Source organism: Nocardia terrae, assembly GCF_009760405.1.
GTDB classification, from domain to species: domain Bacteria; phylum Actinomycetota; class Actinomycetes; order Mycobacteriales; family Mycobacteriaceae; genus Nocardia; species Nocardia terrae.
In genome coordinates this window covers 208,667-226,248 of the sequence record NZ_WRPP01000007.1, presented here as the reverse complement: position 1 = coordinate 226,248, position 17,582 = coordinate 208,667, and the positions used below count along the sequence as shown (strand labels likewise).

Below are 17,582 nucleotides of genomic sequence, written 5' to 3'. Positions count from 1 at the left end.
CGGCAACGGTCGGCGAAACTCATCGGTCGGTCAACGGCCGCCGAGGCCGGAGAGGGCGATGCCTCGGATGAAGGCGCGTTGGGCGACGGCGTAGATGAGGAGGAGCGGGAGGAGGATTATCGTCGCGGCGGCCATGAGGAGGGGCCAGTTGGTGGTGTATTGGCCTTGGAGGCGGACCAGGCCGAGGGTGGCGGTGGCGTAGTCGTTGCGTTGGATCATGATCAGGGGCCAGAGGAAGTCGTTCCAGACCGTGATCCAGGTGAGGACCGCCAGGACCATGATGGCGGGGCGGGTGTGGGGTAGCAGGACTCGCCAATAGGTCTGCCAGGGGGTGCAGCCGTCGAGGATGGCGGCTTCCTCCAGTTCCATTGGGAGGGTGCGGAAGAACTGGCGCATGAGGTAGGTGCCGAAGGCGCTGCCGAAGAGGCCGGGGACGATCATGGACCAGGGGGTGTCCATCCAGCCGAAGGCTCGCATCAACAGGAACTGGGGGATGACGGTGACGGTCAGGGGGACCATGAGGGTGGCGAGGTAGCCGAGGAAGAGGGCCTCGCGGCCGGGGAAGCGGAGGCGGGCGAAGGCGTAGCCCGCCAAGGAACAGAAGAAGACTTGACCGGCGGTGACACACGCCGCGTAGACGACGGTGTTCAGGAGCATGCGGCCGAGGGGGATGACGTCGAAAGCCTCACGGTAGTTGGACCATTGGGGGTGGGCGGGAACAGGCGCGGCGTCGAGCACTTCGCCCTCGGACTTCAGGGAGGCCGACACCGACCACAGGATCGGGGTCAGGGCACACCAGGCCACCAGGATCAGGGCCAGGTAGGTCAGCAGGCCGGCGGTCAGGCGTTTGCTCACAGGTCGGCCTCCGCACGGCGGGACAGCCACTGCTGGATCAGGGTGAAGGCCAGCAGGATCGCGAAGATCACCCAGGCCAGGGCGGACGCGTAGCCGACCTCGTAGAAGCGGAAGGCATTCTGGAACAGCATGATTCCGAGCACGTAGGTGCCGGTCTCGGGGCCGCCGTTGCTGCCGGTGAGAGCGTAGGCCTGGTCGAAGACCTGGACCGAATTGATGACGGTGATGACCAGGACGAAGGACAGCGCGCCGCGGATCAGGGGAACGGTGATCGACAGCAAGCGGCGGAAGGAGCCCGCACCGTCGATTTTCGCTGCCTCGTACAGGTTTTCGGGGACACCCTGCATGGCGGCGAGGAGGATGACGGTGGCGAAGGGAACGGACTTCCACACCGTGACCAGGCTCAGGGACACCATGGCCCACTGCGGGTCGGTCAGCCACGGCACCGGCCCGAGCCCGACCCAGCCCAGCAGGATGTTGGCCAGGCCGTCGTCGCTGGCGAAGATGAAGCGGAAGACCACCGCCATCGCCACTGTCGACGCCACCAGCGGGAGGAAGGCCAGCGTCCGGAAAATGCCGATGCCACGCAGTTTCCGGTTCAGCAGCGCCGCCACCGCGAGGCTGATCACCACCGTCGGCACGAGCGTGAGCACGGTGAACACCGCCGTATTGCGCAGCGCGATATAGAACAACGGATCATCGGAGAACAGCCGCCGATAGTTCGCGATCCCCACGAATCGGGGTGGACTGAACAGATCCCAGGAATGGAAGCTCAGATACAGCGAAAACCCCAGCGGGAACAGCAGAAACACCAGGATCGCCGCCAGATTCGGTGCTACGAACAGCTTTCCGGCGCGCGCCCGCCGCCGCTCCAACGCCGACCCGCCGCTCATACCGCCGCCCGCAGCAGCCGATCGATATCGGAAGTGGTCTGCCCGCCCAGCGATTCCGCCGTGGCCGCCCCACGCAGCACCCGATTGCATCCGCGTTCCAGCAGCGCCTCGACCTTGCCCCACACCGGGGTGACGGCGAGCTGCCGCGAATGCTCCGGTCCCTCGGTGAACACCTCGAGATTGCGCAGTCCGGGATGCGCCGCGGCGAATCCGGCCGAGCGCATGGCCGACCGCAGCACCGGCACGAACAGCCCGGACTCCGCGATGATGGCCTGCCCCTCGGGGCCGGTCGCGAATTTCACGAATTCCCACGCCTGTTCGCGTCGCGGACTCGCCGCCGCGATGGCCAGTCCGGTGCTCCCGATATCGGTGATCGCCCCGGGCCCGCCGTGCGGCCCGACCGGCAGCACCGTCACATCGACGTCGAGATCCTCGCGTCCGGCGAATTCCGAGTACAGCCAGTGCCCGCCCATGAGCATGGCCGCCCGCCCGCTCCGGAACAGGTCCTGCGCCGAAACCGACTGCCGGTCACCGACACTGGGCGCGACCCGATGCCGCACAGCGAGGTCGGCATAGAACTGCAGACCGGCCGCGAACCGCGGGTCCCCCAGATTGGTGCGCGTGGGCCGCACCGGCGGGCTGAACCATTCCGAACCGTTGTTCATGCCGAAGCAGGCGGCGGAGAAGTACGGCACCCACGCGTCGACGAACCCCCACTGCCGCGTGCGCCCCTCGGAGTCGCGATGGGTCAGGGCCTGGGCCGCCGCGAGGAACTCGTCGAACGACCAGGCCCGCGACCAGCTCGCGGGCGCCCGAATCCCCGCCTCGGCGAACAGCTTCCGGTTGTAGTAGAGAAACACCCCCGACCACTGCTCGGGCAGCGCGTACTGCCCGCCGTCCCAGACGAAGGTGTCGCGCAGCGCGGCATACCCGTCGGCCCGCAGCGCGGTCGCGTAATCCGGTTCCCGATCCAGGAATTCGCGCAGGTCGACCAGCACACCCCGATCCGCGAGCCCGGCGTACAGCAGCTCCCACGCCATCAGCACGTCCGGACATTTCCCGCCCGCACAGTAGGTCAGCATCTGCTGCAACGGATCCGGCCCCGACATGATGGTGCGGATCCTGATATCCGGCCGCCGCCGCTGGAATTCGTCGATGATGCGCAGCCGCGCCCGCGCCTCCTCGGGCCGTGCCTGGAAGAAGAAGGTGACCGCGTCGTCGTCCCGGTCCGCACAGGCCCCCGCGGTCAGCAGCGTGGCCAAGGCGGCCGAGCGCAGCAGGGTACGCCGATCCATTCCGCCGGGCCGGGCCGCCGATTCGCTCGCCAAAGATATATCTCCGTGAACTAAACGAACTTAAAGACCGCAGTGATCTAGATCTCGAACCAGCATGGCAGCATACGGGGAGCAACCTGCGAGACGTGGAGAACACGCGCACTCGCGGCACGACGCCGGACCCGCACCACCCCCGCCACGCCCGGCTCAGCGTCCTCCGGGCCACCCGTACCCGGCGGTATGGCACATGAATGAACGCCCGGTCAAAGGCGGTTCAGATGCGTACCGGTTGGGCTACGTTGAGACCAGTTCAGTGAGAAACCGCAGTACCGCACGGGAGAGTAGTCGCATGGCGACCATCGAATATCTCCGGACGGACCCCGACCTGCCTCCGGTAGGCGTCGTGGACCGGACGCCCATGTCGCCCTTGAAGAAGGGCATCTTCCTCGCCATCGCCGTTGTCGGTGCGATCGCCTGGGCCATTCTCGCTTTCATGCGCGGGGAGAACGTCAACGCGGTGTGGATCGTGGTGGCCGCGATCTGCACCTATGTGCTCGCCTACCAGTTCTACTCCAGGCTGATCGAGCACAAGATCACCAAACCGCGTGACGACGTCGCCACTCCGGCCGAGGCCATGGAGAACGGCCGCGACTACATGCCGATGGACCGCCGCGTCCTGTTCGGCCACCACTTCGCCGCCATCGCGGGCGCGGGCCCGCTGGTCGGACCGGTGCTGGCCGCCCAGATGGGCTACCTGCCCGGCACGATCTGGATCATCGTCGGCGTGGTGCTGGCCGGTGCGGTGCAGGACTACCTGGTGCTGTGGGCGTCGGTGAAGCGCCGCGGCCGCACCCTCGGCCAGATGGCGCGTGAGGAACTGGGCGTGGTCGGCGGTATCGCGGCCATCGTCGCGGTGCTGGTGATCATGATGATCCTGCTCGCCGTGCTCGGCATCGTGGTCGTGAACGCCCTTGCGGCGACGACGAATCCGAAGACGGGCGTGCTCGAGGGCGGCAGCCCGTGGGGCGTGTTCTCCATCGCGATGACCATCCCGATCGCCCTGTTCATGGGCCTGTACCTGCGCTTCATCCGCCCCGGCAAGGTCGGCGAGGTGTCGGTCATCGGCTTCGCGCTGCTGCTGCTCGCCATCCTGCTCGGCAATCCGGTGTCCCACTCCGGTTGGGGCCAGGACTGGTTCACGCTCTCGGCGACCACCATCTCCTGGATGCTGATCATCTACGGCTTCGTCGCCTCGGTGCTGCCGGTGTGGATGCTGCTCGCCCCGCGCGACTACCTGTCCACCTTCATGAAGATCGGCACCATCGCCCTGCTGGCGGTCGGCGTGCTGGTGACCATGCCGGTGCTGCGGGCCCCCGCGGTCTCCCAGTTCGCGCACAGCAGCAATGGCCCGGCCTTCCCGGGCAGCCTGTTCCCGTTCCTGTTCATCACCATCGCCTGTGGAGCGCTGTCCGGATTCCACGCGCTGGTGTCCTCGGGCACCACCCCGAAGCTGCTCGAGAAGCAGGCGCAGGCCCGGATGATCGGCTACGGCGGCATGCTGATGGAGTCGTTCGTGGCGGTCATGGCGATCATCGCGGCGTCGATCCTGGACCAGCACCTGTACTTCGCCGTCAACAGCGGCGGGCTCACCAGCGCGGGCGCGGCGGCCGACAAGGTCAACGGCCTCGGCCTGGGCGGCACCCCGATCGACGCGAAGTTCCTGAACGACACCGCGCAGAGCGTCGGTGAGACCAAGGTCTACTCCCGAGCCGGTGGCGCTCCCACCCTCGCGCTCGGCATGACCGAGATCATGCACAAGTTCATCGGCGGCAACAGCCTCAAGGCGTTCTGGTACCACTTCGCCATCATGTTCGAGGCGCTGTTCATCCTCACCACCATCGACGCGGGCACCCGGGTCGCGCGGTTCATGGTCTCCGACGCCCTCGGAAACCTGCCCGGCGCCAAGAAGTTCAAGGACCCGTCGTGGTGGCCGGGCGTGTTCATCTGCTCCGCCATCGTGGTCGCCGCATGGGGTTCGGTGCTGCTCATGGGCGTCACCGATCCGCTGGGCGGCATCAACACCCTCTACCCGCTGTTCGGCATCTCCAACCAGCTGCTGGCCGCCATCGCACTGACCGTCGTGCTGGTGATCGTGGTGAAGAAGGGCCTGCTGAAGTGGGCGTGGATCCCCGCGCTGCCGCTGGCCTGGGATCTCATCGTGACCATGACCGCGTCGTTCCAGAAGATCTTCTCCGGCGACAAGAACATCGGTTACTGGACACAGCACCACAACTTCGTCGTCGCCCGCGACGCCGGGAAGGTGCTGCCGCCGGCCAAGAACATGGCCGACATGAACAAGGTCGTCCACAACACCTTCATCCAGGGCACGCTGTCGATCGTGTTCGCGGTGCTGGTGCTGATCGTGGCGCTGGTGGCGGTGTGGGTGATCGTGAAGGCCATCCGCGACGGCGGCGGCGAGACCACCGAATCGCCGGAGGAGCCCTCGAAGATCTTCGGCCCCAGCGGGTTCCTCCCCAGCAAGGCGGAGAAGGAAGTCCAGCAGGAATGGGACACCTTGATCGCCGAGGGCAAGATCCGCGCGCCCGGCGCGGCGGGCGTGCTGAGTCACTGACGCCATGAGTACCCACGATGCCCCGCCGACCGCAGGACCCCTGCGGTCGGCGGGGCTCGCCCTTCTCCAGGCCCTCAAAGCCATTGTCTGGTGGTTCAACTCGATCCTCGGGGGCAACGACTACCGGCGCTACGTTCAGCACCTCGAACTGCACCACCCGGGCTGCGAGATCCCGACCGAACGGGATTACTGGCGCGACCGCCACGCCGCCGCGACCCGGAATCCGGGCAATCGCTGCTGCTAGACCGGGGTGGCGGTTTTCCGCCGACGGTCATGGCGGATTTCCGCTAGCGGCCGGAGCTCACGACTGACATGGTGGACAGCGTGAGTGCGAACGACTTGGATTTCGAGCGTTGCTATCGCGCCGTCGCGACCCGGGACGCCCGGTTCGACGGGCATTTCGTGACCGCGGTGCGCACTACCGGGATCTATTGCCGCCCTTCCTGTCCGGCGATCACGCCCAAACGGACCAACGTCACCTTCCTGCCGACCGCGGCCGCCGCGCAGCAGCACGGCTTCCGCGCCTGCCGGCGTTGCCTGCCCGACGCCGCGCCCGGATCGCCGCTGTGGAACACCCGCGCCGACCTGGCCTCCCGGGCCATGCGATTGATCGGCGACGGCGTCATCGAACGCGGCGGCGTGCCCGCGCTGGCCGACGCCCTCGGCTACTCCCAGCGGCAGCTGACCCGGGTGCTGACCAGTGAACTCGGCGCGGGCCCACTGGCTTTGGCGCGGGCGCACCGCGCGCACACCGCGCGACTGCTCATCCAGACCACCCGGCTGTCCATGTCCGACATCGCCTTCGCGGCCGGATTCGCCAGCATCCGGCAGTTCAACGACACCGTGCGCGAGGTGTTCGCGGTCAGCCCGACGACCCTGCGCGAGGAATCCCGCCGCCGCAACGGCGACACACTCCCGGCCGGCAACGGGCTGCTCACGCTGCGACTCCCCTACCGTGAGCCGCTCGACCAGTCGTGGCTGGAATGGTTCCTGGCCTCGCACACCGTCCCCGGGCTCGAGCTGTGGGAGAACGGCGTCTACACGCGCAGCCTGCGAACTCCGCACGGCCACACCACCGTTCGGCTGTCCATCCAGCCCGGCCACGTGCGCGCCTCGCTGAACCTGCAGGACATGCGCGATCTCGCGCCCACCGTGGCGCGACTACGCCACTTCCTGGATCTGGACGCCGATCCCGTCGGCATCGACGAGGCGCTGACCGCGGGCATGGCGGGAAGCCCACTGCACCCGCATGTTTCGGGCGACGACCCCGGCATCACCCTGCCTCCCGGGATCCGGGTACCAGGGTGCCTCGACGGTCCGGAACTGTTGCTGCGCACCATGATCGGGCAGCAGATCTCGGTGGCGGCCGCGAACACCCACACCGCGCGGCTGGTACAGGGCCTGGGCGAGGCCATCGCCGGGCCGATCCCGCACCTGTTCCCGACCGCCGAGGCCATTGCCGAGCGCGGTTCGGAGGTGCTGACCGGGCCCTCGCGGCGCGTGGACGCCATTGTCGGCGCGGCCAAGGCGCTGGCCGGCGGCGATCTCGTGCTGCACTCCGGCCGCACCGCGGGCGATCTGCGCCGCGACCTGCTCGCCCTGGACGGGGTCGGGCCCTGGACCGCCGACTACGTCACCATGCGCCTGCTCGCCGACCCGGACGTGCTCCTGCACTCCGACCTGGTCGTCCGCCGCGGCGCGGGACTGCTGGGCATCGACCTCGCCGACGCCGAACGCTTCTCGCCATGGCGCTCCTACCTCACCATGCACCTGTGGAAATACGCCCTCGCCCATCCGGCCGAGGGTGGCCCCAAGACATCCGCCCCGACCCGGAGGACACCGCAGTGAGCTCCGAAAACCACACCACCACCGCGGATTTCGCCACCACGGACACGCCCGCGGGTCCGTTCACCGCCCTCGTGGACGCCGACGGCGCGGTCCTGGCCTCCGGCTGGATCGCCGACCCGGAGGCCCTGCGGGCCCTCGTCCACCCCAGCCTCCGGCCCGGCGGCCTGCGCGAACGCGACACGCTGGGGCCGGTGTCGCGGGCGATCGCCGCCTATCACGAGGGCGATCTCACCGCGATCGACGCCATCGCCGTCCGCCAGGTCTCGGGACCGTTCCTCACCCAGGCCTGGGAGACGCTGCGCAAGGTCCCGGCCGGGACCCCGATCACCTACACCGAGTTCGCGGCCCTCTCCGGGCGCCCGGCCGCGACCCGCGCCGCCGCCAATGCCTGCGCCCGCAACGCGGCCGCCCTGTTCATCCCCTGCCACCGCGTCCTGCGCACCGACGGCGCCCTCGGCGGCTTCCGCTACGGCCTGCCGATCAAACGCTGGCTCCTGGACCACGAGACCGCCTGAGCGCGGTTCCCGCCCGACCGCGTCGGTGCCCGGGCGTACCGTGGCAGCCATGTGCCGCAATATCCACACCCTGCACAACTTCGAGCCGCCGGCCACCCCGGACGAGGTGCACGCGGCCGCCCTGCAATACGTCCGCAAGATCAGCGGAACCACCAAGCCCTCCCAGGCCAACCAGCCCGCCTTCGACCTGGCGGTGGAAGAGATCGCCGCCGCGACCACCCGCCTGCTGGCGGGCCTCACCACCAACGCCCCGCCCAAGGACCGCGAGGTCGAGGCCGCCAAGGCCCGAGCCCGCGCCCAGATCCGCTATACCCCGCGCTGACCAGTGCCTGACCGAGCCTGCGGTGCCCGCCGCCATGATGCGGCGTCACTCAGGGTGCGGGCTCGTAAGAAGGTTCGCCACGTCCGCGAGCACGAAGGCGATGAAGGTCCCGATCACGACGATCCCCAGCGCTGTCACGGTCTTCGTCACGATGATGACCACCCACCGTTCCACGGCCGTGAGATCGGCGCGCTCCAGCTTCGGCATCGGTGCGAGCACCGCGGCGAGGGCCACCGACGCGAACCCGAGCGGAACCGGCAGGAATGCCCGGAGCGAATTCGTGTTCCACGCGGCGACGAAGCCGACGAGCACCAGCAGCCAACCGCCGCGGCCGAGCAGCTTCCGGGCCTTGTCGCCGCGGCCCCCGACCGAGTTCACAGTACGAAATTCTATGCGCTGACCGAGGTTTCGAGGCGGGAGCCGGTGCGGCCGCGGATGACGTGGAGGCGGCTGGGGATGCGCTGGCGCATTTCGTCGACGTGGCTGACGACGCCGACGACGCGGCCGCCGGAGCGGAGTTCGTCGAGGACGCCCATGACGGCGTCGAGGGTGTCGGCGTCGAGGCTGCCGAAACCCTCGTCGATGAACAGGGTGTCCATGACCAGGCCGCCGGATTCGGCCGAGACCACGTCGGCCAGACCGAGCGCCAGGGCCAGGGAGGCCATGAAGGTCTCGCCGCCGGAGAGGGTCTTGGCGGGCCGGACCGCGCCGGTGTAGTCGTCACGGATGTCGAGACCCAGGCCGCCACGGCGGCCGCGCGGGCCCGCGACATCGGTGTGGACGAATTCGTAACGGCCGCCGGACATTCGGCGCAGGCGCACCGAACCGGCCAGGGCCACCTCCTCGAGGCGGGCCGCCAGCACGTAGGAGCGCAGGGACATGCGGCGGCTGTTCTCGCCGCGACCGGCCACCACCTCGGCGAGGCGCGCCAACTCGTCGTGGGCGCGCTGCAGCGGAGCGATATGGTCCACGGCCGCCCAGAGCTGGGAGCAGAGCTTCTCGAGATCGTCGACCCGGCGAGTGGCCTCGGCGTGCGCGGCGACCGCCCGGTTCAGCTCCGATTCCGCCTGTGCCACGGCACTTTCCAGCTGACCGAGATCAACCGGTTCGGTCTCACCGGCCGCCTGGATCTCCGGCTCGGCCAGGACCGCCTCGGCGTGCGCCCGCGCCCGGTCGGCGGCCACGAGCTCCTCCTCGATGGCCGACTGCTGCGCGGCGGTCCGCGACGCGGCGTCGACCGCGCGGGCGTATTCCCCGAGCACACCGTAGTCGGGGCCGGACTCCCCCATCACCGGCGGCGCGGACTGCACCAATCCCGCGTCATAGGAAAGCTTCTCGACCCGCACCGCGGCCGCCGCGACCTGCTCGCGCGCGGTGGCGGCCTCGACTCGTGCGGCACGAACGGCCGTGGCTTCCTCGATCAGCGCCGCCAGCCGGGCCCGCCGCCGCTCGACGGTCCCGTCCGCCCCGGCCGCCGCCAGCAGCCGCTCGGTGAGCTCGGCCAGCCGCCGATCCGTGGCGACGATCCGCTCCAGCGTCGCGCTGCCCCGGCTCTCGCACTCGCGCACCTCGTCCTGCACCCGCGCCTGTTCGGCCCGCAGCGCGTTCAGCTCGGCGGTCAACCCGTCGACGAGCCCCGCGACCCGCTTGGCCTCGGCGAACCTGCGAGTCGAATCATCCAGCGCGACAGCCAGTTCCGCCTTGTCGGCATCACCACCCCGCTCGACCAGCACCTCGATGGCCCGCTCCAGCTCGGCCACCGCCTGCCCGGCATGCTCCCGTTCCGCCTCCGCCTTGCGCTCGGCGGCCAGCGCCTTGTCCTCGTCCTGCTTGGACACCGCGTGGTCGGTCGGCCGCGCCGGATCCGGATGCGCCACGGACCCGCACACCGAGCACGGCTTCCCGTCCTCCAGCGCCCCCGCCAGCTCCGCCGCCATCCCGGCCATGCGCTGCTCGCGCAGCGCCTGCGTCCGCTTCCACGCCTCGGCGTGCGCGACCCGCTTGCGCTCGAAGTCGGCCCCCGCCCGCGTCAGCTCCCCACGCCGCTGTTCCAACTCCACCGCCGCCTGAGCCGACGTCCGCAGCCGTAGACACTCGGCCTCGAGTCCCGGCAGCGCGGCCGCCGCATCCGCGGCCCCGCGCAACCGAACTTCAACCCCGGCAACCGCTTCCGGCAGCTCCGCGAGCCGCACGGCCAGCTTCGCCGCCCGCCCGTCCAGATCCCGCTGCTCGGCCCGCAACCCGGCCAGCTCCCGAGTCAACCGGGTCGCCGACTCCGCGTCGGCTCGCACCTCATCGAGCGCGCCCATCTGCGCACTCCAGCCCCGCACCGCGCCTTCGAGGCCGGGCGTGCCCGCCGACGGCGAGCACTGGACCCACGAATTACCCTCGGCGGCAGGAGAACCGCTCGTCCGGTGACCGGTCGGGTACGACGCGAGTCCCGCCCCGCCCCGGGGCGCACCGTCTGCGGCGACATCCCCGCGCCGCTGTGCTCCCTCGGTGGCGCTCGGGTCGTCGGAGCCGCCGTCCGGCCTGCTCGAGCCCATTCCGACAGGACCGTCCGCTCGCTCCGGCGCATCATTCGGGTCGCGGTCGTCGTCGAGGCCCCCGGAGCTGCCCGCATCCGCCATACCGCCCGGCTCGGCCATCGGCTCGGCGCGGTTGATCCCGGCGTCGACGATGTCGGCGAGGTCCGCGGCCAGGTCGGTGCCCGCCAGTTCGGCCGCTGCGAGATCGGCTGCCGCCCAGAGCGTTCCGGGGAGTTCGGCGCTGGCGGGTTCGAGGAGGCGGTCGGCGAGTTGTTCGGCGGTGCGGGTGGCGTCGTCGGTTCGGCGGCGGAGGGTGACGGCGGCGGCGCGGGCCTCGGCGAGGGCGGTGGCGACCGGCTCGGCGCGACGGGACCGGTCGAGCTCGGTCTGGCGGGCGGCGCGGTGGTCGGCGGTGGCGGTGAAGTCGGCCAGTTGGGCGCGGGCCGCGGTGCGGCGGCGGTGCAGGTCGTGGCGACGGCGTTCGGCCTCGGCGGCGGTGCGGAGCCGGGACGAGTCCTTTTGGCGCTGAGCGAGTTCGGTGGCGGTGTCCGCGGTGTGGGTGCGGGCGGCGGCCAGCAACGACTGCGACCAGCCGACCGATTCGAGGGAACTCGCGGTTTCGGTGACGGGCAGGCCCGCCGCGGTGCCGACCTGGGCGATGAGGCGGTCGATCCCGTGGCGGCGGGTGTCGAGGTCGGCGGTGCTCGCCCGGCGCTTGTCGGTCAGCCACTGTTCGGCGGTACCGAAACGTTCGGTGTCGAAGAGCTTTTCGAGGAGCTTCTCGCGATCCTCGTTGTCGGCCCGCAGGAATCGCGCGAAGTCACCCTGCGGCAGCAACACCACCTGGAAGAACTGGTCGGCGCTCATGCCGAGCAGACGCAGCACCTCGTCCCCGATGTCGGGGATGCGGGACAGGTGCTGGCCGCGCCCGTCGAGCCACTCCAGGGTGGCGGACGCGTTCTCCTTCACCCAGCCCGATTTGGCGCGCTTGCTGGGCCGCTGGAACTCCGGCGACCGGATCAACCGCAGCCGCCGGCCACCCACCGTGGCCTCCAGCAGCACCCGCGGCGCAGTCTGCTCGTCGGCGTGATCGGAGTGCAGCCTCTTGCCCTCCTCGCGCGCGCCGGGCACCTTCCCGTACAGCGCGAACGCGATGGCGTCGAGCACCGTGGTCTTCCCGGCCCCGGTCTGCCCGTGCAGCAGGAACAGCCCATCCGCCCCGAGCTCGTCGAAATCCACCACGGCCGTCTCGGCGAACGGCCCGAACGCCGTCAGCTCCAGCCGATGCAGCCGCACCCCGCGCCCCCTTCCCTCAACGCCGCACTCACGCGGTCATCCCGCCGACCGCTCCATCCGATTCACCTGGTTCCAAGCCGAACTCGGCCACGTCGAACAGCCCCAGCGCCGCATCGGCCTCCGCCGCGTCCGCGCCGCGCACCGAACCGTCGAATCCGGCCGCACTGACGACTCGCGCCGCCTCCGAAGCGGCCGCGGGTAGTTCCTCCACGGAATCGCCGCCGGTCGGCACGATGGCCGCCTCGGCATCGCGGTGCGCGGAAATCCGCTGTGGACCGTCCTTTTCGCGGGTGGCGACCGAGAGCGCGCGTTCGAGCCAGGTCATCTCGCCGGCCGTGGGCGTGCCGCGGACATCGGTGAGGAAGCTCTGGGCGATCTCGGTGTCGCGGCGGCCGTGCACGCGCTCGCGGTAGCGCAGTTCCGGGTTGCCCTCGGGGCGTTGCCATTCCACGTGAACGGCATGCGGGAAGCGCTCGCGCAGGCGGCGCAGCGCGTCCACCGGTCGCGCCTGATCGGTGAGGGTGGCGGAGACGTAGTCGGATTCGGCCCCGGCGTGATCCGGCGACTCCAGAAGGTCTTCCAGGGGGCCGACGAGTTGGGACAGGCCACGGACCACCGGCAGCTCATGGCGCTGGACTCCCGCCAGACCCGTGGCATCCAGGTCGATGATCCACACCGCCTTGCGGTGCGAGCGCTCGCCGAACGAATACGGCAGGGGCGAGCCGGAATACCGGACCGAATCCGAGAGGGTCTGCGGCGAGTGCAGGTGGCCGAGCGCCACGTAGTCGATGCCGTCGAAGGCCGACTGCGGCACGGTCTCCACACCGCCGACCGAGATGGACCGCTCCGAGCCGGTGGCTTCCCCGCCCACCACGAAGGCGTGCGCCAGGACCACCGACCGCGCCCCCGGGCGCTGCGCCAGTTCGGCACGCACCCGGCTCATGGCGGCATCCAGGATCTCGGCGTGTGAACGCGCCTGCGGCACGCCCAATTCCACCCGCGTGATCTCGGGCTCCAGGTATGGAATGCCGTAAAAGGCAATTTCACCGAACTCGTCCGACAGCACCACCGGCCGCGCCACATCAGCGATCCGGCAGCGCAAATGCAATCCGCCCGCCGCCGCGAAACTCCCGAGCGCCCCGAGCCGGGTCGGCGAGTCGTGATTGCCGGACGTGGCGACAATCACCGCGCCCGCTGCCCGAATTGCCTCGAATCCCCGATTGCACACCGCAATCGCATCCGCACTGGGAATGGAACGGTCGTACACATCCCCCGGCAGCACGACCACGTCCGCCCCCTCGGCCGCCACCAATTCCGCGATGGCCCGCAACGAGCACTCCTGATCGGCCAACAGGTCGACACCATGAAAGGTGCGCCCGATATGCCAGTCGGAGGTGTGCAGGATCCGCATGCCGAAGAACGCTAGGCGATTGCCCCGACAGCTTTCCCGATGCCCCGGCGAGTCGTCTCAAACCCGCCGATGTATATCGGGTCTGCCCAGGTGTCGTTCGCGTATGCCAGCGCGACAACTGATCTCGTGACGTTCGGGGTGACTCCCCGGGTACGCCCGAAATCGGTTCGGCACCCAACCGCCGGCACGGATGCGAACCCGGCTACGGCTCTCAGTCGTCCGCTGAAGTTTCGGAGAGGCGGCACAGTTTTGTCGGTGGGGTACGGCACTATCTCGTGCCATGACCGCACCGATGCTGTTCGCGCTGCTGTTGGTGTTCGTTTCGGGGCTGGCCCTGGGCTGGCTGGGGCATGCCGCGCGGGCGGGGCAGCGGGCGGCGGTGGCCGAAGCGAGATTGGCGGCCATGCGGGACAACGAGCGGTTGTTGCGGCAGTCGCTCGGGGCGGCCAGTGAGGATGCGGCGCGGCGGCAGTCGCATGCGATCGGGACCTTGGTCGAGCCGCTGCGGGAGGCGGTGGGCAATTTGAACCGCCATATCCAGGAGGTCGAGCACAACCGCATCAACGCGTATTCCGGCCTGCGCGAACAGGTCGCGGGGATGCAGCGGACCTCGCATCAGTTGTCCACGCAGACCGGTCAATTGGTGGCCGCGCTACGGGCGCCGCAGGTGCGCGGCCGCTGGGGCGAGATCCAGCTGGAGCGGGTGGTGGAGCTGGCGGGCATGGCCCGGCACTGCGATTTCGACACCCAGGTGACCCGGCGCGGCGACACCGTCGTCCGCCCGGACATGGTGGTGCGGCTGTCCGGCGGCCGCACGATCGTGGTGGACGCAAAGGTGCCCTGCACCGCCTATCTGGACGCCGCCGCCACCGAGGACCCGCGCGAGCGCGAGGGCCACCTGACCCGGCACGCCCGGCATCTGCGCACTCATGTGGATCAGCTCTCCGCCAAGGAGTACTGGGCGGCCTTCGATCCGTCCCCGGAGTTCGTGGTGCTGTTCGTGCCCGGCGATCCGTTCCTGGACGCGGCGCTGACCACCGATGCCGGCTTGCTCGAATACGCCTTCGGTCGCAATGTGGTCCTGGCGACGCCCACCACACTCATGGCCCTGCTGCGCACGGTCGCGCTGGGCTGGCGGCAGGAGGCGATCTCGCAGGACATGGCCGTGGTCCAGCAGCTGGGTCGTGAGCTCTACACCCGGCTCGGCACGACGGGCCGCCATCTGGACCGGCTCGGCGCACAGCTCGGCAAGGCGGTCGACGCGTTCAATCACACGGTCTCCTCGGTGGAGTCCCGGGTGATGGTGACCGCGCGCAAGCTGCACGATCTGGAGATCGCCGATGCGCCGGTCCCGGATATCCAACGGGTCGAGTCGTGGCCGCGAGCGGTGGGGTTCGCCGACGGGGGTGATGCCTGAGCAACCACTTGGTACTAAGGCCCCGATGCCATAGCTATCGTCGAGTTCATGCGATTCCGCATACCCGCGTGATGTCGCCTGCCTCGCGAAACACCGGCATGCCTTAGTGTGCTTGACGTGGCAGTTACCCAACGCGAGCGAACCGAGGTGCCCCCGTCGCACCGTTCGATCCTGCCGTCGGTTCCCGGCGTCCCCGCCGGAGCCGCCGTCTTGATCGCTGTGACGTGCAGCTTCATCGGGTTCCTGATCGACGCGCACGGCGGTGACGACCTCACGGGCACCTTCGCGACCTGCTACGTGATCGGCTGCGTCCTGGCCGTCCTGATCGTCCGCTACCGCGGACTGTTCACCACCCTGGTGCTGCCGCCGCTGCTGTTGTTCCTCGCGGTGCCGCTGTTCTACCAACTCCTATTGGGGTCCGCCGGCAGTCTCAAGCTGAAGGACATCCTGCTGAATCTGGCCATCCCCCTGGTGAACCGATTCCCCACCATGGCCTTGGCCACCGTGCTGGTGCTGATCATCGGCGCGGTCCGCATCGCACTGCACCGCCGCGAGTCCAAGGCCGACGCGAGCGGTGAACCGGGCCGGGCCCGTGCCCGCGCCACCCGCGCGGGCAGCGCTCGCGCCCAGCGCACCCGCCCCGCCGATCCCAAGGACCCGGCCAGACGCCGCTCCCGTTCCTCCGCGGACACCGCCGAGGCCGACGCCACACCCGAATCCGACGCCGCCCGCCCGGGCCGCCGCGCCGCCGGCCGGGTCGCCTCCGGACCGCCCCGCGTGGGCGCGAACCGGCAACCGGGCGAGGGTCGCCGCCGACGCGCCCAGGAGCCGGATCAGGCCGCCGCGGAGCGCACTTCGGCCGCGCCCGAGGGCGGCCGCCGCCGACGCGCCCAGAACCCCGAGCAGACCGCCGCCCCGGAGGGTCGCCGCCGCGCCCAGTACGGCGAGAACCCCCGCGCGGGCGAGCGCCGCGCCGCGTCGGGCGAGCAGCAGCCGCGCACCGGTGAACGTCGTGCCGTCCCGACCGGCGAGCGCCGAGCCGTCCCGGCCGACCGTCGCACGCCGCCGCCCGCGGCGGAGGCCGCGCCCGAGGGCGGCCGCCGCCGACGCGCCCAGAGCCCCGAGCAGGCCGCCGGTCGCGGCACCGAGCGGCACGCCGCCCCCGAGCGCAATCCGGCCCAGGCCCCGGCCGAGGGCGGCCGTCGGCGCCGTCCCCAGCCGAGTGAACTGCCGCCGCATCCCCGCCCGAATGTGCGCTATCGCGAACGCGACTCGGGCCGCATCGAGCGCTGAGCGCGCCAGTGAGAACCGCTGATTCGGGGTATTGACAGAAACGGCCGGGAATCCGGCTCGGCGACATGCGAGCGACATGAGCCGTAGATTTCCGGCAATCCCTACATTCAGTGCGAAATAACCGCATCCGAATAGCAATTCGCGCCCTCCACAACGAATGCGGAGGGCGCGAATGCGTTTCGGAAGTTTATGCCCGCGCGGCGCGCAGCTCTCGCGGCAGCGAGAAGACCAGCGTCTCATTGGCCGTGGTGACGGGCACCACCGAGCCGAAACCGTGCTCGGCCAACAGTTCCAGCACACCCTCCACGAGGATCTCCGGAACCGACGCGCCCGAGGTGACGCCGACCGTGCGCACGCCCTCCAGCCACGCGGTGTCGACCTCGCGGGCGAAGTCGACCAGGTGCGCGGCCCGCGCCCCCGCGCTGAGCGCGACCTCGACCAGCCGCACCGAGTTCGAGGAGTTGCGCGAACCGACCACGATCACCAGGTCGCATTCGGGCGCCATCGCCTTCACCGCGGTCTGGCGGTTGGAGGTGGCATAGCAGATGTCGTCGCTCGGCGGATCCTGCAGCTTCGGGAAGCGCTGACGCAGGCGGTTGACCGTCTCCATGGTCTCGTCCACCGACAGCGTGGTCTGCGAGAGCCAGATCACCTTGTTCTCATCGCGCACGGTGACGTTGTCGACGGCGTCCGGGCCGTCCACCAGCTGCACGTGCTCGGGGGCCTCACCGGCGGTGCCCTCGACCTCCTCGTGGCCCTCGTGGCCGATGAGCAGGATGTCGAAGTCGTCGCGGGCGAAGCGCTTGGCCTCCTGGTGCACCTTGGTCACCAGCGGGCAGGTGGCGTCGATGGTGTGCAGGTTCCGTTCGGCGGCGGACTCGTGCACCGCGGGCGAGACGCCGTGCGCGGAGAACACCACGAGCGCGCCCTCGGGCACCTCGTCGGTCTCGTCGACGAAGATCACACCGCGCTCGCGCAGCGTTTCCACCACGTGCCGGTTGTGCACGATTTCCTTGCGGACATAGATAGGGGCGCCGTGCTTTTCGAGCGCCTTCTCCACTGTTTCAACCGCCCGGTCCACACCGGCGCAGTAGCCGCGCGGTTCGGCGAGGAGCACTCGCTTGGGCGCGTCGACATCACCCGCCGCGGACCGGACGATTCCGACGTTCAAAGGGATAGCCGAGGACATGACGCCAAGAATACTTGTGGCCCTCGGCCCGCATTCGCGCGGAGGCTAGGGTCACAATCACTTTTTGTGCGCTCTCACCTTTGCATCACACGGCGTTTCGGGCAGGCTA

At 69.9% G+C, this 17,582-nt stretch carries 13 protein-coding genes and 1 pseudogene; 7 read left to right on the top strand and 7 right to left on the bottom strand.

Features of this window, described 5'->3' with window-relative positions; translation table 11 throughout:
• Positions 1–30 precede the first annotated feature (30 nt).
• Genes GPX89_RS31915 through GPX89_RS31905 form a run of 3 tightly spaced genes read right to left on the bottom strand, consistent with a single transcriptional unit; the run spans position 31 to position 3,043 of the window.
• Positions 31–855 carry a carbohydrate ABC transporter permease gene (locus GPX89_RS31915; protein ID WP_328602515.1) on the bottom strand — a complete coding sequence of 275 codons (825 nt, stop codon included), beginning with the start codon at positions 853–855 and terminating at the stop codon, positions 31–33.
• Complete coding sequence (locus GPX89_RS31910) at positions 852–1,748, bottom strand: carbohydrate ABC transporter permease (protein WP_157391423.1); 897 nt, start codon at positions 1,746–1,748, stop codon at positions 852–854. The genes GPX89_RS31915 and GPX89_RS31910 overlap by 4 nt, the downstream gene beginning before the upstream one ends.
• Complete coding sequence (locus GPX89_RS31905; RefSeq protein WP_157391622.1) at positions 1,745–3,043, bottom strand: ABC transporter substrate-binding protein; 1,299 nt, start codon at positions 3,041–3,043, stop codon at positions 1,745–1,747. Before GPX89_RS31905 ends, GPX89_RS31910 begins: the two co-directional genes overlap by 4 nt.
• A gap of 328 nt (positions 3,044–3,371) precedes the next feature.
• Between GPX89_RS31905 and GPX89_RS31900 the strand changes: the two genes are divergently transcribed.
• The 5 genes from GPX89_RS31900 (at position 3,372) to GPX89_RS31880 (ending at position 8,339) form a co-directional block, all read left to right on the top strand.
• Positions 3,372–5,654 carry a carbon starvation CstA family protein gene (locus tag GPX89_RS31900; protein WP_157391422.1) on the top strand — a complete coding sequence of 761 codons (2,283 nt, stop codon included), beginning with the start codon at positions 3,372–3,374 and terminating at the stop codon, positions 5,652–5,654.
• 4 nt (positions 5,655–5,658) lie between these two features.
• The gene (locus GPX89_RS31895; protein ID WP_157391421.1) at positions 5,659–5,898 is read left to right on the top strand and encodes a YbdD/YjiX family protein; all 240 of its coding nucleotides are present in this window, start codon (positions 5,659–5,661) and stop codon (positions 5,896–5,898) included.
• 68 nt (positions 5,899–5,966) lie between these two features.
• Positions 5,967–7,502, top strand: a complete 1,536-nt coding sequence (locus GPX89_RS31890) for an Ada metal-binding domain-containing protein (RefSeq protein WP_157391420.1) — start codon at positions 5,967–5,969, stop codon at positions 7,500–7,502.
• Positions 7,499–8,017 (top strand): methylated-DNA--[protein]-cysteine S-methyltransferase, encoded by a 519-nt coding sequence (locus tag GPX89_RS31885; RefSeq protein WP_328602514.1) that lies wholly within the window; start codon positions 7,499–7,501, stop codon positions 8,015–8,017. Before GPX89_RS31890 ends, GPX89_RS31885 begins: the two co-directional genes overlap by 4 nt.
• Positions 8,018–8,066: 49 nt before the next feature.
• The gene (locus tag GPX89_RS31880) at positions 8,067–8,339 is read left to right on the top strand and encodes a DUF2277 domain-containing protein (RefSeq protein ID WP_157391418.1); all 273 of its coding nucleotides are present in this window, start codon (positions 8,067–8,069) and stop codon (positions 8,337–8,339) included.
• Positions 8,340–8,384: 45 nt separating this feature from the next.
• Here the strand turns inward: GPX89_RS31880 and GPX89_RS31875 are convergent, their stop codons facing one another.
• The 3 genes and pseudogenes from GPX89_RS31875 to GPX89_RS31865 all read right to left on the bottom strand — a co-directional run.
• Positions 8,385–8,717 carry a hypothetical protein gene (locus GPX89_RS31875; protein WP_157391417.1) on the bottom strand — a complete coding sequence of 111 codons (333 nt, stop codon included), beginning with the start codon at positions 8,715–8,717 and terminating at the stop codon, positions 8,385–8,387.
• An 11-nt stretch (positions 8,718–8,728) separates the two neighbouring features.
• Positions 8,729–12,163: an SMC family ATPase gene (locus GPX89_RS45620; RefSeq protein WP_328602513.1), complete on the bottom strand. Its 3,435-nt coding sequence runs from the start codon at positions 12,161–12,163 to the stop codon at positions 8,729–8,731.
• A 280-nt stretch (positions 12,164–12,443) separates the two neighbouring features.
• Positions 12,444–13,574 (bottom strand): annotated as a pseudogene (locus GPX89_RS31865) (exonuclease SbcCD subunit D); the annotation flags it as partial.
• 280 nt (positions 13,575–13,854) lie between these two features.
• Between GPX89_RS31865 and GPX89_RS31860 the strand changes: the two are divergent.
• A complete protein-coding gene (locus GPX89_RS31860; protein WP_157391416.1) occupies positions 13,855–14,991 on the top strand; it encodes a DNA recombination protein RmuC in 1,137 nt (378 codons plus the stop codon).
• 117 nt (positions 14,992–15,108) lie between these two features.
• A complete protein-coding gene (locus GPX89_RS31855; RefSeq protein ID WP_157391415.1) occupies positions 15,109–16,284 on the top strand; it encodes a DUF6542 domain-containing protein in 1,176 nt (391 codons plus the stop codon).
• Positions 16,285–16,471: 187 nt separating this feature from the next.
• On the opposite strand, the gene GPX89_RS31850 is transcribed toward GPX89_RS31855, so the two are convergent.
• Complete coding sequence (locus GPX89_RS31850; protein WP_157391414.1) at positions 16,472–17,473, bottom strand: 4-hydroxy-3-methylbut-2-enyl diphosphate reductase; 1,002 nt, start codon at positions 17,471–17,473, stop codon at positions 16,472–16,474.
• Between the last annotated feature and the right edge of the window lie 109 nt (positions 17,474–17,582).

Coding starts and splice junctions, on each gene's coding strand:
- GPX89_RS31860 (WP_157391416.1), top strand. CDS start 13,855: ATGACCGCACCGATGCTGTTCGCGCTGCTGTTGGTGTTCGTTTCGGGG.
- GPX89_RS31890 (WP_157391420.1), top strand. CDS start 5,967: ATGGTGGACAGCGTGAGTGCGAACGACTTGGATTTCGAGCGTTGCTAT.
- GPX89_RS31900 (WP_157391422.1), top strand. CDS start 3,372: ATGGCGACCATCGAATATCTCCGGACGGACCCCGACCTGCCTCCGGTA.
- GPX89_RS31880 (WP_157391418.1), top strand. CDS start 8,067: ATGTGCCGCAATATCCACACCCTGCACAACTTCGAGCCGCCGGCCACC.
- GPX89_RS31905 (WP_157391622.1), bottom strand. CDS start 3,043: ATGGATCGGCGTACCCTGCTGCGCTCGGCCGCCTTGGCCACGCTGCTG.
- GPX89_RS31910 (WP_157391423.1), bottom strand. CDS start 1,748: ATGAGCGGCGGGTCGGCGTTGGAGCGGCGGCGGGCGCGCGCCGGAAAG.
- GPX89_RS31850 (WP_157391414.1), bottom strand. CDS start 17,473: ATGTCCTCGGCTATCCCTTTGAACGTCGGAATCGTCCGGTCCGCGGCG.
- GPX89_RS31895 (WP_157391421.1), top strand. CDS start 5,659: ATGAGTACCCACGATGCCCCGCCGACCGCAGGACCCCTGCGGTCGGCG.